This window comes from Sphingobium sp. SA916 (assembly GCF_002894065.1).
Lineage (GTDB): Bacteria > Pseudomonadota > Alphaproteobacteria > Sphingomonadales > Sphingomonadaceae > Sphingobium > Sphingobium fuliginis.
The window spans coordinates 1-14,523 of the sequence record NZ_LXYF01000084.1; the positions used below are offsets into that span (position 1 = coordinate 1).

Annotated in this window: 12 protein-coding genes; 11 read left to right on the forward strand and 1 reads right to left on the reverse strand. The window is 67.1% G+C overall.

Annotated features, from left to right (window positions below; genetic code table 11):
- The first annotated feature begins 251 nt into the window (after nt 1-251).
- The 9 genes from ccoN to putA all read left to right on the forward strand — a co-directional run bounded on the left by ccoN (nt 252) and on the right by putA (nt 11,790).
- Nucleotides 252-1,910 (forward strand): cytochrome-c oxidase, cbb3-type subunit I, encoded by a 1,659-nt coding sequence (ccoN, locus tag A8G00_RS22065; RefSeq protein ID WP_103001694.1) that lies wholly within the window; start codon nt 252-254, stop codon nt 1,908-1,910.
- Between the two features lie 146 nt (nt 1,911-2,056).
- Nucleotides 2,057-2,803, forward strand: a complete 747-nt coding sequence (gene ccoO, locus A8G00_RS22070) for a cytochrome-c oxidase, cbb3-type subunit II (RefSeq protein ID WP_061940475.1) — start codon at nt 2,057-2,059, stop codon at nt 2,801-2,803.
- The gene (locus tag A8G00_RS22075) at nt 2,800-2,967 is read left to right on the forward strand and encodes a cbb3-type cytochrome c oxidase subunit 3 (protein ID WP_025551933.1); all 168 of its coding nucleotides are present in this window, start codon (nt 2,800-2,802) and stop codon (nt 2,965-2,967) included. Before ccoO ends, A8G00_RS22075 begins: the two co-directional genes overlap by 4 nt.
- Complete coding sequence (gene ccoP / locus A8G00_RS22080; RefSeq protein ID WP_103001695.1) at nt 2,960-3,865, forward strand: cytochrome-c oxidase, cbb3-type subunit III; 906 nt, start codon at nt 2,960-2,962, stop codon at nt 3,863-3,865. The genes A8G00_RS22075 and ccoP overlap by 8 nt, the downstream gene beginning before the upstream one ends.
- A gap of 3 nt (nt 3,866-3,868) precedes the next feature.
- Nucleotides 3,869-5,299 (forward strand): cytochrome c oxidase accessory protein CcoG, encoded by a 1,431-nt coding sequence (gene ccoG / locus A8G00_RS22085; protein WP_103001696.1) that lies wholly within the window; start codon nt 3,869-3,871, stop codon nt 5,297-5,299.
- A 3-nt stretch (nt 5,300-5,302) separates the two neighbouring features.
- Nucleotides 5,303-5,779, forward strand: a complete 477-nt coding sequence (locus A8G00_RS22090; protein ID WP_103001697.1) for a FixH family protein — start codon at nt 5,303-5,305, stop codon at nt 5,777-5,779.
- Nucleotides 5,779-7,911, forward strand: coding sequence for a cation-translocating P-type ATPase (locus A8G00_RS22095; protein ID WP_103001698.1), 2,133 nt, complete (start codon nt 5,779-5,781; stop codon nt 7,909-7,911). Before A8G00_RS22090 ends, A8G00_RS22095 begins: the two co-directional genes overlap by 1 nt.
- Complete coding sequence (gene ccoS / locus A8G00_RS22100; RefSeq protein WP_065847767.1) at nt 7,908-8,048, forward strand: cbb3-type cytochrome oxidase assembly protein CcoS; 141 nt, start codon at nt 7,908-7,910, stop codon at nt 8,046-8,048. The genes A8G00_RS22095 and ccoS overlap by 4 nt, the downstream gene beginning before the upstream one ends.
- A 139-nt stretch (nt 8,049-8,187) precedes the next feature.
- Nucleotides 8,188-11,790: a trifunctional transcriptional regulator/proline dehydrogenase/L-glutamate gamma-semialdehyde dehydrogenase gene (gene putA, locus A8G00_RS22105; RefSeq protein WP_103001701.1), complete on the forward strand. Its 3,603-nt coding sequence runs from the start codon at nt 8,188-8,190 to the stop codon at nt 11,788-11,790.
- 36 nt (nt 11,791-11,826) lie between these two features.
- On the opposite strand, the gene A8G00_RS22110 is transcribed toward putA, so the two are convergent.
- Nucleotides 11,827-12,528: an arylesterase gene (locus A8G00_RS22110; RefSeq protein ID WP_103001699.1), complete on the reverse strand. Its 702-nt coding sequence runs from the start codon at nt 12,526-12,528 to the stop codon at nt 11,827-11,829.
- Nucleotides 12,529-12,544: 16 nt separating this feature from the next.
- On the opposite strand from A8G00_RS22110, the gene A8G00_RS22115 reads away from it, so the two are divergent.
- Nucleotides 12,545-13,246 (forward strand): ABC transporter ATP-binding protein, encoded by a 702-nt coding sequence (locus A8G00_RS22115; protein ID WP_172451950.1) that lies wholly within the window; start codon nt 12,545-12,547, stop codon nt 13,244-13,246.
- On the forward strand, nt 13,243-14,523 hold a 1,281-nt coding region (locus A8G00_RS22120; RefSeq protein ID WP_146032636.1), incomplete at its 3' end, for an FtsX-like permease family protein. The genes A8G00_RS22115 and A8G00_RS22120, both read left to right, overlap by 4 nt.

Genomic DNA, 14,523 nt, shown 5'->3' on the forward strand with positions numbered 1-14,523 from the left:
CCTCCCGCAGGCGGGAGGGGTTAGGGGTGGGTGCGAGCGCAGCGAGCTTCCAGCTTAGCCGTTGAAAATTCACGCTGATGTCGCGCCAGCCCACCCCCTAGCCCCCTCCCGCCTGCGGGAGGAGGAATGTCCGCAATCCACCCGATACGGACATTCCCCTACATACCTGCGGCGCGGGCTTTGACAGAGGTCAATGCATAAGGGCGGCTCCCGGACGAAGGACGCCGCAAAGCCTTTGACGGGGAAATCCTATGGAGCAACTGGTTTGGAAGACGGGCGGCTGGTTCGCGCTCGCGACGCTGGCCTTTCTGGCGGCGCTGGCGGCGGCGGACTTCGGCTTTGCCGTGCATATGGGGATCGTCTGCGCGGCCGCGCTGGCCGTCGCCGTGCTGACGATGCGGCACGCCGATTATGAGGCGATCACCCGCGGGCTGCTGAAGATGCCCGCATCCCAGGGGAAATATGACGACGACCCGATCCGCTGGGGCGTGATCGCGACCGTCTTCTGGGGGCTGGCGGGCTTTCTGGCGGGGTTGTACATCGCGCTTCAACTGGCCTTTCCGGCGCTCAACCTGGGGATTGAATATACCAGTTTCGGGCGGCTGCGGCCGCTGCATACCTCCGCCGTGATCTTCGCCTTCGGGGGCAATGCGCTGATCGCAACCAGCTTCTACGTGGTGCAGCGGACGTGCCGGGCGCGGCTGGCCTTTCCGGCGCTCGCCCGGTTCGTCTTCTGGGGCTATCAGCTTTTCATCGTGCTGGCGGCGACCGGCTATCTGCTGGGCATCACCGAGGGCAAGGAATATGCGGAGCCGGAATGGTATGTCGACCTGTGGCTGACCATCGTCTGGGTCGCCTATCTGGTTGTGTTCGGCGGCACCATCCTGCGCCGCAGCGAGCCGCATATCTATGTGGCGAACTGGTTTTACCTGAGCTTCATCCTGACGATCGCGATGCTGCACATCGTCAACAATCTTTCCATGCCGGTGAGCTGGCTCGGGTCCAAGAGCTACAGCGCTTTCGCGGGCGTGCAGGATGCGCTGACCCAATGGTGGTACGGGCATAATGCGGTCGGTTTCTTCCTGACCGCCGGTTTCCTGGCCATGATGTATTATTTCGTGCCCAAGCAGGCGGAACGGCCGGTCTATAGTTACAGGCTTTCCATCATCCATTTCTGGTCGCTGATCTTCCTCTATATCTGGGCGGGTCCGCACCATCTTCATTATACCGCGTTGCCCGACTGGGCGCAGACTTTGGGCATGGTCTTTTCGGTCATGCTGTGGATGCCGAGCTGGGGCGGGATGATCAATGGCCTCATGACGCTGAACGGCGCATGGGACCGCATTCGCACCGATCCGATCATCCGCATGATGGTGATGGCGCTGGCCTTCTACGGCATGTCTACCTTCGAAGGTCCGATGATGTCGGTGAAGGCGGTCAACAGTCTCTCCCACTATACCGACTGGACCATCGGCCATGTGCATAGTGGTGCGCTGGGCTGGAATGGCCTCATCACTTTCGCCTGCCTCTATTATCTGACGCCAAGACTGTGGAAGCGGGAGCGGCTGTACAGTCTTCGGTTGGTGAACTGGCACTTCTGGCTGGCGACGGTGGGCATCGTCCTCTACGCGGCGTCGATGTGGGTCGCTGGCATCATGCAGGGGTTGATGTGGCGCGAATATGGCAGCGACGGTTATCTGGTCTACGCCTTCTCCGAAGTGGTGAGCGCCATGTTCCCCATGTACCTGATCCGGGCGGCGGGAGGTCTTCTGTACCTGAGCGGCGCGATCGTCATGGCCTGGAACATCGGCAAGACCATCGCGGGCAGTCCGTTGCGTGTGGAGAAGCCGATGAACGATGCGGCTTATGATGCTGCGGCGGACAGACCATTGGTGCCCGCGGCGACCTGAAACCCCTCTCCGTTCGGGCTGGGCCTGCTCTTCAATAAGAAGAAAAGCCCCCTTCGACTGCCTGCAAGGCAGGCGCTCAGGACAGGCTTCGACAGGCTCAGGGCGAACGGGGGTTGGAAGTTTCCCTCGATTTGAGGACTTTGAGAATGGCAACCAAGACCAAGGGTAAATTCTTCGATCATGGCAGGCTGGAGCGGAATGTTTCGCTGCTGGGCATCGCCGCCCTGATTACAGTCGCCATCGGCGGCATTGTGGAGATCGCGCCGCTTTTCTGGATCGACAATACGATCGAGAAAGTGGAGGGCGTGCGTCCCTATACGCCGCTGGAGCTGGCGGGGCGGAACATCTACATACGCGAAGGCTGCTATAATTGTCATAGCCAGATGATCCGGCCCTTCCGGGACGAGACGGAACGCTATGGCCATTACAGCCTTGCCGCCGAGAGCATGTACGATCACCCCTTCCAGTGGGGGTCGAAGCGGACCGGGCCGGATCTGGCGCGGGTGGGCGGCCGCTATTCGGACGAATGGCATGTCCAGCATCTGAAGGACCCACGCGCCGTGGTGCCGGAATCGATCATGCCCGGCTATGCCTTCCTGGCGGAGCGGGAATTGAAGCTGCCCGACATGCGCAAGGACCTGACGGCGCTCAATGATGTCGGCGTTCCCTATACGAAGGACGACATCGCCAGGGCGAATGACGACCTGAAGGCGCAGGCCGATCCGGATGCGGACAGCAGCGACCTGCTGAAACGCTATCCCAAGGCGCAGGCGCGCGATTTCGACGGCGATCCGGGCAAGCTGACCGAGATGGACGCGCTGGTCGCCTATCTCCAGATGCTGGGCACGCTGGTCGATGTGGACAGCGCGAAACCGCAGGAGGTCGACAGATGAGCTACGACGCCTTGCGGCATTTTGCCGATAGCTGGGGGCTGGTCTTCATGGGGGTGCTCTATGTGGCCCTCATCGGCTGGCACTTCCTGCCCCATGGGCGGCAACGCAGCGCGGAGGCCGCGCTCGCCATTTTCGACGATCAGACGGAGGCCGGGCATGGCTGACGACAAGCGCATCGATCCCGCCACCGGGACGGAGATCAAGCATCATGAATGGGACGGCATCCAGGAACTGGACACGCCTTTGCCGCGCTGGTGGCTGTGGACCTTCTACGCGACGATCCTGTTCGCTATCGGTTATATGATCGCCTATCCGGCTATCCCAATGATCGACCGGGCGACCGGAGGCATGCTGGGCTGGTCGAGCCGGGGGGCGCTGGACAGGGAATTGGCGGCGCGGGAAAGGCAGATTGCGCCGATCCGCCGGGCGATTGCGGAGACGCCGATTACGGCGCTGCCGGGGCGGCCGGAAATGATGCAGCAGGCGGTCGAGGGCGGGCGCGCGGCGTTCCGGGTGCATTGCGTCCAATGCCATGGGTCGGGGGCGGCGGGGTCCAGGGGTTATCCCAACCTCAATGACGACGACTGGCTGTGGGGCGGCGATCTGGCGACGATCGAGAAGACGATCACCGATGGCGTCCGCAATCCCGATCATGATGCGACCCGCCAGTCGCTGATGCCGGCCTTCGGCAAGGACCAGTTGCTGACGGCGGCGCAGGTGGACGATGTGGTGGCGCATGTCCGGGCGATCAGCGGGCAGGACCGTCCGAGCGCGGCTTCGCGGCGCGGGGACAAGGTCTTTGCCGATAATTGCGCGGTCTGCCATGGCCCGGCGGGCAAGGGCAACCGGGAGCTGGGCGCGCCCAATCTGACCGATGCGATCTGGCTTTACGGGGGCGATGCGGGGACCATCCGCGAGACCGTCTGGAACAGCCGCCATGGCGTGATGCCGCGCTGGGACGACAAGCTGGACAAGGCGACCATCCGGATGCTGGCGGCCTATGTGCACAGCCTGGGCGGGGGTGAGGCGGCCCCTCCCGCTGGTGCGGGGGCAGGTCGATAAGCCATGTTCATGTCCGGCTCCGCCTCGCTCTATGAGAAGCGCAAGGGCGTCTATCCCAAGGCGGTGGACGGCTTCTACCGCCGCCTGAAATGGGCGATCATGGCGGTGACGCTGACCATCTACTGGGGCACGCCCTGGCTGCGCTGGGACCGCGGGCCTTATGCGCCGGATCAGGCGGTGCTGGTCGATCTGGCCCATCGGCGCTTCTACATGTTCTCCATCGAGATATGGCCGCAGGAATTTTATTATGTCGCGGGCCTGCTGATCATGGCGGGGATCGGGCTGTTCCTCGTCACGTCGGCGGTGGGTCGGGCCTGGTGCGGCTATGCCTGTCCGCAGACGGTCTGGACCGACCTCTACCAGCATGTCGAGCGTTTCGTGGACGGCGACCGCAATGCGCAGTTGCGGCTCGCCAAGGCGCCATGGGGGGCGGTGAAGATCGCCCGGCGGCTTTTCAAATGGTCGGTCTGGCTGGGGATCGCTTTCGTCACCGGGGGCGCGTGGATATTCTATTTCGCGGACGCCCCGACGCTGCAACGGGAGTTCTGGAGCGGGACCGCCGCGTGGCAAGCCTATGCGACGACTTTCGTGCTGACCGCGACGACCTTCGTGCTGGGCGGGTTCATGCGGGAGCAGGTGTGCATCTATATGTGCCCCTGGCCGCGCATCCAGACCGCGATGCTGGACGAGAAGTCACTGATCGTCACCTACAAGCATTGGCGCGGGGAGAAGCGCGGGAGCCTGAAGAAGGCCCAGGCGCATCCGGGCGCGTTTGGCGACTGCGTGGATTGCAACCAGTGCGTCGCGGTCTGCCCGACCGGCATCGACATTCGCGAAGGGCCGCAGATCGGCTGCATCACCTGCGCGCTCTGCATCGACGCCTGCGACAAGGTGATGGCGCAGGTCGGGCGGCCACGCGGTCTGATCGATTATTGCACGCAGGACGATGCGGAGGCGGAGCAGAAGGGCGCGGCGCCGCGACCGGTGCTGAAGACTCTGCTGCGGCCGCGCACCATCGCCTATTTCGCGGTCTGGGCGGGGATCGGCGCGGCCATGCTGTTCGCGCTGGGCGCGCGCGAGCGGCTGGAGATCAGCGCGCAGCAGGACCGCAATCCGATCTTCGTGCGCCTGTCCGATGGCGCGATCCGCAACGCCTATACGGTCAAGCTGCGCAATATGCAGGCGCGGCCCCGACCGATGGAGGTGGGCCTCGCCGGCCTGCCCGGCGGCCGGATGTGGACCGATGCGGGGTCGCGGGAGAATGCCGCCGCGACGGTGCGGACGACCGTGCCCGCCGACAGCGTGGCGAAGCTGCGCATCTTCCTGACGCTGCCGTCCGGCGGCCCGGCGCGGCAGGATTTCCGCTTCACCGTGCGCGCCATCGATCGCGAAGGCGGCAGCGCCAGCGAACCCGCCCGATTTGAAAGGCCCTGAAGCATGACCCCTGCTCCATCCCCCATGCGCCGCTTCACCGGCTGGCACATGACGGCGATATTGGCGGCGTTCTTCGCCGTGGTGATCGCGGTCAACATGCTGATGGCGACCGTTGCGGTGCGGTCCTTCGGCGGCACGGTGGTCGAGAACAGCTATGTCGCCAGCCAGAAATTCAATGGCTGGCTGGCGGAGGCGCGGGCGCAGAAGCGGCTGGGATGGCGGGACAGGGTGACGCTGGATACTGCGCGGCATGTCGGCTTGGCCCTTACCGACGCCAGGGGCGCGCCAGTGGCGGGCGGCCAGGTGACGGCGGTGGCGCAGCATCCGCTGGGGCGGACGCCGGACCTGTCGCTGGTCTTTCGCGAGACCGCGCCGGGCGTCTATGCCAGCGACCGGGCCTTGCCGAAGGGGCGCTGGCAGGTCCGCTTCGACCTTCGTCTTGCCGGGCGCGAGGAGCATCTGTTGAGGGAGGTCGACTGATGGCCACGAAGGCGCTGATCCCCGATCCGGTGGCGGAAGAGACGGTCGAAAGCCTGTTCGCCGTCCCCGGCATCCATTGCGTCGGCTGCATCGCCAGGATCGAGGAGGGGCTTCCCCGCCAGCCCGGCATAGTGTCGGCGCGGGTCAATATGGGCGCGAAGCGGGTCGCCATCCGGCACGATCCGGCGCTGACCCCGCCCGACCTGCGCGCCGCCATCGCCGCTTTGGGATTCGAGGCGGAGCCGCTGGCCGATGCGGGGCTGGATGTCGCGGCGGCCGAAAGCCGGCGGCTGACGCGGGCGCTGGTGGTGGCGGGCTTCGCGGCGATGAACATCATGCTGCTGTCGGTGTCTGTCTGGTCCGGGGCGGCGGGGGCTACGCGGGAGATGTTCCACTGGCTCTCCGCGTTGATCGCCCTGCCGACGGTGGCCTATGCGGGCCAGCCCTTCTTCCGTTCGGCCTGGGCGGCGTTGCGGCAGGGGCGGACCAATATGGACGTGCCGATCAGCATCGGCGTGCTGCTGACGACCGGAATGAGTCTTTACGAGACGGTGACTGGCGGGGCGCATGCCTGGTTCGACGGGGCGGTGATGCTGCTGTTCTTCCTGCTGGCGGGGCGTTCGCTCGACAGCATGATGCGTGGGCGGGCGCGGGCGGGGGTGGCGGCGCTGCTGAAGCAGACCGCGCCGGGGGCGCTGGTGCTGGAGGCGAACGGGAGCAGCCGTTGGACGCGGGCCGACGCTCTGCGCCCCGGCATGACGATATTGGTGGCGGCAGGCGAAAGGCTGGCCGCCGACGGGCGTGTCGTGGAGGGCGAAAGCGGGCTCGACATCGCCTTTCTGACCGGGGAAAGCGCGCCGGTGCGGGTGCATCCCGGCGACGATGTGCAGGCGGGCTCGCTCAACATCGACGGGCCGATCCGGGTGGAGGTGACGGCGGCGGGGGCCGACACCGTCATTGCCGACATCGCCCGGCTGATGGAGGAGGCGGGGCAGGGCAAGTCGCGCTATGTGCGGCTGGCCGACCGGGCGGCGCGGCTCTATGCGCCCTGCGTCCATCTGCTGGCGGCGCTGTCCTTCGCGGGGTGGATGATCGCCGGGGCGGGGGTGCATCAGGCGTTGCTGATCGCGGTGGCGGTGTTGCTGATCACCTGTCCTTGCGCCTTGGGGCTGGCGGTGCCCGCGGCGCAGATCGTCGCCTGCGGCGCGTTGATGCGGCGGGGCGTGCTGGTCAAGGACGGGTCGGCGCTGGAACGGCTGGCGGAGGTCAGCGAAGCGGTGTTCGACAAGACCGGCACGCTGACGCTGGGCCGTCCGGTGCCGCAGGGCTTGCGCCGTCTGTGGCGCGACGACCGGTCGATCCTGCTGTCCCTGTCGCGGGCGTCTCGCCATCCGCTGAGCGTCGCCTTGCGGCAGGCGCTGGAGGCGCGGGGGGCGACGCCCGCCGCGCTCGACAATGTACGCGAAGTGGCGGGGGAGGGCGTGTTCGCGGACTATGAAGGCGTGGCCGTGTCGCTGGCGCGTCCGCGCAGCCTGATCAACCTGTTCGGGCTGGCGGCGGAATATCGGCGCGGGGATCAGGCCTTGCTGCTGGGCTTCACCGACGCGTTGCGGCCCGATGCGGCGGAAACGCTGGACGTGCTGCGCGGCATGGGGATGAAGATATTGATCGCCAGCGGCGACCGGCCCGAAGCGCTGGAGGAGATTGCCCGCGAAACCCGCACTACCGCCATCGGCCATCTGCGCCCCGCCGACAAGCTGGCGCTGATCGACCGGCTGAAGGCCAGGGGCGAGAAGGTGCTGATGATCGGGGACGGGCTGAACGACGGCCCGGCGCTGGCGGCGGGTCATGCCAGCATGGCGCCCGCCTCCGCCAGCGATGCGAGCCAGCTTACCGCCGACGCCGTATTCCTGGGCGACAGGCTGGCGCCAGTGGCGCTGACCGTGCATGCGGCGCGGCGGACGGTCGCGGTGGTGAAGCAGAATTTCGCGCTGGCGATCGGCTATAATGTGCTGGCGGTGCCGCTGGCCATAGCGGGGAAGGTGACGCCGCTGGTCGCGGCGGTGGCGATGTCGACATCCTCGCTGATCGTCATCGCCAATGCCCTGCGTCTGAAAGGAGTCGTGAAATGACCGGTCTCAGCCTGTTGATTCCGATTGCGCTTGGGCTGGGGCTGCTGGGGCTGGCGGCCTTTTTCTGGGCGCTGGGCAATGGCCAGTTCGAGGATACGGATGGAGCGGCTGTGCGCATCCTGATCGACGCGGATTGACGGCAGGCGGATTTTCGCCCTTTTGGGGTGGATACGGTGGATGATTTGACTGGATAATCGCAATTAATAAGGCAGATTGCCTTAATATGAGCTGTTTATAAGTCGGATTGCATGCCATGATTTCCCTATCATGGCGCACATGACGAACCCGCCCCCCTTCACCGATTTCGCCCCCGCCATCCGGCCGCAATCGCCGCTCCGCCGGGCCATTACGGCCGCCTATCGCCGCGATGAAGCAGAGTGCATGGCGCCCCTGCTGGAAGCCGCCGCGCTGCCCGACGCCATGCGGCAGGGGGTGCGTGACATGGCGCGCAGGCTGGTGACGACGCTACGCGCCAACGGCAAGGGCAGCGGGGTCGAGGCGCTGGTGCAGGAATATTCGCTCTCCAGCCAGGAGGGCGTGGCGCTGATGTGCCTGGCTGAGGCGTTGCTGCGCATTCCCGACGATGCGACCCGCGACGCGCTGATCCGCGACAAGATCGCTGACGGCGACTGGGGCGGGCATCTGGGCGGCGGCAAGTCGCTGTTCGTCAATGCGGCGACCTGGGGGCTGGTGGTGACGGGCAAGCTGGTCGGCAGCGTGGACGACCGGGGTTTGGGCGCGGCGCTGACCCGGCTGGTGGCGCGGCTGGGCGAGCCGGTGATCCGGCGCGGCGTGGACCTCGCCATGCGGATGATGGGCGAGCAGTTCGTGACCGGCGAGACCATCGGGGAAGCGCTGAAGCGGGCGCGGACGGAGGAGGCAAAGGGTTTCCAGTACAGCTATGACATGCTGGGGGAGGCGGCGGCGACGGCGGCGGACGCGGCCCGCTATCTGGAGGATTACCGGCAGGCGATCCACGCCATCGGGCGGGCGTCGGACGGGCGCGGCGTCTATGCCGGGCCGGGCATCTCGATCAAGCTGTCGGCGCTGCATCCGCGCTATTCCCGCGCCCAGGCGGAGCGGGTCATGGGGGAATTGCTGCCCCGGGTGAAGGAGCTGGCGCTGCTCGCCAAAAGCTATGACATCGGCCTCAATATCGACGCGGAGGAGGCGGATCGGCTGGAATTGTCGCTCGATCTGCTGGAGAGTCTGGCGCTGGACCCGGAGCTTGCGGGGTGGAACGGGCTGGGCTTCGTGGTGCAGGCCTATGGCAAGCGCTGTCCCTTCGTCATCGACTGGATCGTCGATCTGGCCCAGCGCGCCGGGCGGCGGATCATGGTGCGGCTGGTCAAGGGCGCCTATTGGGACGCGGAGATCAAGCGGGCGCAGGTCGATGGGATGGCCGACTTCCCGGTCTATACGCGGAAGGTGCATACGGACGTCGCCTATATCGCCTGCGCGAAGAAGCTGCTGGCGGCGCGTGACCGGGTGTTCCCGCAATTCGCGACGCATAATGCGCAGACTCTGGCTACGGTCCATCATCTGGCGGAGCCGGGTTTCACGCTGGGCGACTATGAGTTTCAGTGCCTGCACGGCATGGGCGAGCCGCTCTATGAGCAGGTGGTGGGGACGGGGAATCTGGACCGTCCCTGCCGCATCTATGCGCCGGTCGGCACGCATGAGACGCTGCTCGCCTATCTGGTGCGGCGGCTGCTGGAAAATGGCGCGAACAGTTCCTTCGTGCACCGTATTGCCGATCCGGCGGTGCCGGTGGAGGAGATGATCGCGGACCCGGTCGAGCAGGTGCTGGCGATGCCGCATCCGGGCGCGCGGCATGCGGAGATCGCGCTGCCGTCCCAACTGTATCCGGATCGGCGCAATTCGGACGGGATCGACCTGAGCGACGAGAATGCGCTGGCGAGGCTGACGCAGGCGTTGGCCGAAAGCGCGCAAATCAATTGGACGGCGGCGCCGGAAGGCGAGGAAGGCACGGCGCGGCTGGTGCTGAACCCCGCCAATCGGCGCGATGTCGTGGGGACGGTGTTCGAGGCGTCGGCGGACCATGCGCGGGCGGCGGTCCTGCGCGCGGAGGAAAGCGGCTGGGCGCAGGTGCCGGTGGCGGAGCGCGCCGCGATGCTGGAGCGGGCCGCCGACGCGATGCAGGCGCGCATGCCTATCCTGCTGGGCCTGATCGTGCGGGAAGCGGGCAAGTCGCTGCCCAACGCCATAGCCGAAGTGCGGGAAGCGATCGATTTCCTGCGCTATTATGCGGCGCAGGCGCGGGCGGCCTTCGGCCCGGCGCAGGTGGCCTTGGGGCCGGTCGTGTGCATTTCGCCCTGGAATTTCCCGCTGGCGATCTTCACCGGGCAGGTCGCGGCGGCTTTGGTCGCGGGCAATGCAGTGCTGGCCAAGCCTGCCGAGGAGACCCCGCTGATCGCGGCGGAGGCGGTGCGGTTGCTGCATGAGGCTGGGGTGCCGGGGGATGCGTTGCAGCTTGTGCCCGGCGCTGGGGAGATCGGCGCGGCGCTGGTGGCGGCGCCGGAGACCGCCGGGGTGCTGTTCACCGGATCGACCGAGGTGGCGCGGCTGATCCAGCGGCAATTGGCCGCCCGCCTCTCTGCTTCGGGCAGGCCCATTCCGCTGATCGCGGAGACGGGCGGGCAGAATGCGATGATCGTCGACAGCTCCGCGTTGGCGGAGCAGGTGGTGGCGGATGTCATCGCCTCCGCCTTCGACAGCGCGGGGCAGCGCTGTTCGGCGCTGCGCATCCTCTGCCTGCAGGAGGATGTGGCGGACCGGACGCTGGCGATGCTGAAGGGCGCGCTCAGGGAATTGCGCGTCGGGCGGACCGACCGGCTGGCGGTCGACATCGGGCCGGTCATCACGGACGAGGCGAAGGAAGGGATAGAACGGCATATAGAGGCGATGCGGGCGCTGGGCTGCGCGGTGGAGCAGCAGCCGCTGCCGCAGGAAACCGCGCATGGCAGCTTCGTGCCGCCGACGATCATCGAGATCGACGACATCGCGCAATTGCGGCGCGAGGTGTTCGGGCCGGTGCTGCACGTCATCCGTTTCCCTCGCACCGGGTTGAACGCGCTGGTCGATGCGATCAACGCGACCGGCTATGGCCTGACCTTCGGTTTGCATACGCGGCTGGACGATACCGTCGCGCAGGTGACGGGGCGGGTGAAGGCGGGCAATCTCTATGTGAACCGCAATGTGATCGGCGCCATTGTGGGCGTACAGCCCTTTGGCGGGCGGGGCCTGTCGGGCACCGGGCCGAAGGCGGGCGGGCCGCTTTATCTGGGGCGGCTGGTGGCGGTGCCGCCGGTCTTTGCGGAGCGGGCCGGTTCGCTCCGGTCGCCGCTCAGCGATTTTGCCGACTGGCTGGCGGCGAAGGGCGAGGCGGAGGCTTCGGCCATGGCGCGGCGCTGTGGCGATGCCTCGGCGCTGGGCGTTGAGATGACCCTGCCCGGGCCGGTGGGGGAGCGCAACCTCTATGCGCTGCATCCGCGAGGACTGATCGGGATGCGGCCCGCGACGCGGCAGGGGTTGTTGCAGCAGATGGCGGCGGTACTGGCGACGGGCAATCGCGGGGTGCTGTGGGACATGGAACTGCCGCTGGGGTTGCCCGCGCCTATTGCGGCGCATTTCACATCGCAGGCGGATGGGCTGCTTGGGGCGGTGCTGGTCGAGGGCGATGCCGCGCGGATCGGTGCGGTGGTTCGGGACGTGGCCGTCATGCCGGGGCCGGTCGTCAGCGTCCATGCGGCGGGGGCGGATGGGGGGTACCCGCTCGATTGGCTGCTGGAGGAAGTGTCGACCTCCATCAACACGACGGCTGCGGGGGGTAATGCCAGCCTGATGATGATCGGGTAAGAGGCTAAAGCGCGCCTTCGCAGGAGCAAGTCACGCTCAGCTTTTCTTCAGCAAGCCCGTCACGACCGGCGCGATCTTGCCGACGATGATGTTCACCCCGGCCGGATTGGGATGGATGGAATCGGCCTGCATCAGCCTGGGATTCCCGATCACGCCGTCGAGGAAGAAGGGGTAGAGCGGCAGGTCGTAATCCTTCGCCAGTCGGGGATAGATGGCGTCGAACTTCGCGCCATAATCCTTGCCCATATTGGGCGCGGCCATCATGCCGGTGAGCAGCACGGGGATCTGCCGCTGCCTGAGCTGGTCCAATATGGCGCGCAGATTCTTCTCGCTGTCCTCCGGCGGGAGGCCGCGCAGCATGTCGTTGCCGCCCAGGTCGAGCAACAGCAGGTCGGGCTTGCGCGGCAGGCCGTCGAGCGTGAAGGCGAGGCGCTGCATGCCGCCCAGCGAGGTTTCGCCCGAAACCCCGGCATTGCGGACCTGAACCGCCAGCCCCTTTGCCTTCAGCGCCTGTTCGAGGCGGAAGGGGAAGCTTTCATTCTGGGCCACGCCATAGCCGGCATAGAGGCTGTCCCCGAAGGCGAGGACCAGCTTGCCGTCGGCCATCGGGGCTGCGGCGTTCCGGACCTCGGCCGTCGGCGCGGCGCTATTGTTGGCGGCGGGTTCGCCCGAACAGGCGGTGAGCAATTGCACAATCGCCATGGCGCCCACATATATCGACCATCTTCCCGCCTTCATGGGGTTCCTTTCGCTGATGCACGGCTCGTCCTCCCTTGCCCATATTGCGATTGAAGCGCGCAATGTCACCCTTTCGCTTGGCACGCGCGAGGCGCCGACGCTGATTTTGAAGGGCGTCGACCTTTCCATTCCCAGGGGCGAGAGTCTGGCGATCCTCGGGCCGTCGGGATCGGGCAAGTCGTCATTGATGGCGATATTGTCGGGGCTGGAGCGCGCCAGCGGCGGCGAAGTGCGGGTCGCCGGGATCGATTATGGGCCGCTGGACGAAGACGCTCTGGCGCGGGCGAGGCGCGGGCGCGTGGGCATCGTGTTGCAGAGCTTCCACCTGCTGCCGACCATGACGGCGGTGGAGAATGTCGCCGTGCCGCTGGAACTGGCGGGCTTCGGGGACGCCTTCGCGCGCGCGGCGAGCGAACTGGAGGCGGTGGGACTTGGGCACCGGCTGCACCATTATCCGGCCCAGCTTTCGGGCGGCGAGCAGCAGCGCGTGGCCATCGCCCGCGCCGTCGCGCCGGGGCCGGACATCATCTTCGCGGACGAGCCGACGGGCAATCTGGACGGCGCGACCAGCGGGGCGATCGTCGAACTGCTGTTCGCCCGGCGGGAAGCGAATGGCGCGACATTGGTGATCATCACCCATGACCCCGGACTGGCGGAGCGGTGCGACCGCGTCGTGGAGATGCGCGATGGGCTGATTGTCGCGGACCGGAGGCTGTGACGGGGCCCGAAACTGCGCTGGGCTGGCGCGGCTGCTGGCGGATCGCCCAACGCGACCTGCATCGCGGCTTCCGGGGTTTGCGGCTGCTGTTCATCTGCCTGTTCCTGGGCGTGGCGACGCTGGCGACCATCGGCGGGCTGACCGCCGCGATCACCGGCGAGATTGCGAGCAAGGGGCAGGTGTTGCTGGGCGGCGACGTCGAGGTGGCGATGTCCCAGCGCGAGGCCAGCGCGGCGGAGAAGGCGGCCTTCCGGCGCGAGGGCGTGCTGAGCGAGACGATCAGACTGCGGGCCATGGCGCAGCGGGTGGGGGAGGGCGCCGGACCCTCCGCCGTGCTGACCGAACTCAAGGGCGTGGACGGGGCCTACCCGCTTTATGGCGCGCTGGCGCTGAAAGGCGGGCGGGCCGGGCCTATGCGCGCCGACGAGCTGGTCATCGGACAGGCGCTGGCGGACCGGCTGGACGTGAAGCCGGGCGATGGCCTGCGCTATGGCGCGGCGACCTTCCGCATCCGCGACATCATCGCGGAGGAGCCGGACCGGGTGGGGGAGGGCTTCACCCTGGGGCCGGTCGCGCTCACCTCCATAGAGGGCATCAGGCGCAGCGGCCTGATCCAGCCGGGCAGCCTGTATGAGAGCAAATATCGCATCCGCCTGGACGCAGGCAGGGATGCCGGGGCTGAGAGCGAGCGGCTGAAGCGCGCCTTCCCCTCTGCCGGTTTCGAGATCAAGGACCGCGACGGCGCGGCGCCGGGGACCAGCCGTTTCCTGGAGCGGATGGGGCAATTCCTGTCGCTGATCGGTCTCGCCGCGCTCGCTATAGCGGGGATCGGGGTCAGCAACGGGGTAGCCTCCTATCTTGCGATCAAGCGCAACGGCATTGCGACGTTGAAGATATTGGGCGCTTCCTCCGCCGACATCGCCCGCATCTATCTGATGCAGATCGGCGCGGTGGCCGTGCTGGCCATTGGCTGCGGGCTGGCGGCGGGGGTCGTGCTGCCGCTGGGGCTGGTGACGGCGATGCGGGACATATTGCCGGTGCAGCCCGGTTTCGCCATCGCGCCCTGGCCGCTCGTCACCAGCGCGCTTTACGGACTGCTGATCGCCTTCATCTTCACCGTGCCGCCCTTGACGCGGGCACGGACCCTGCCCGCCGCTGCCCTGTTCCGCGAAACGGTCGACCGGCGGCGCGGGGTCGATCGGCTGAGCATGATCGCGGTGGGCGCGGCGGGGGCGGCCGCCGTGGCGCTGGCGCTGGGCTCGGCGCGGGAGCCCTGG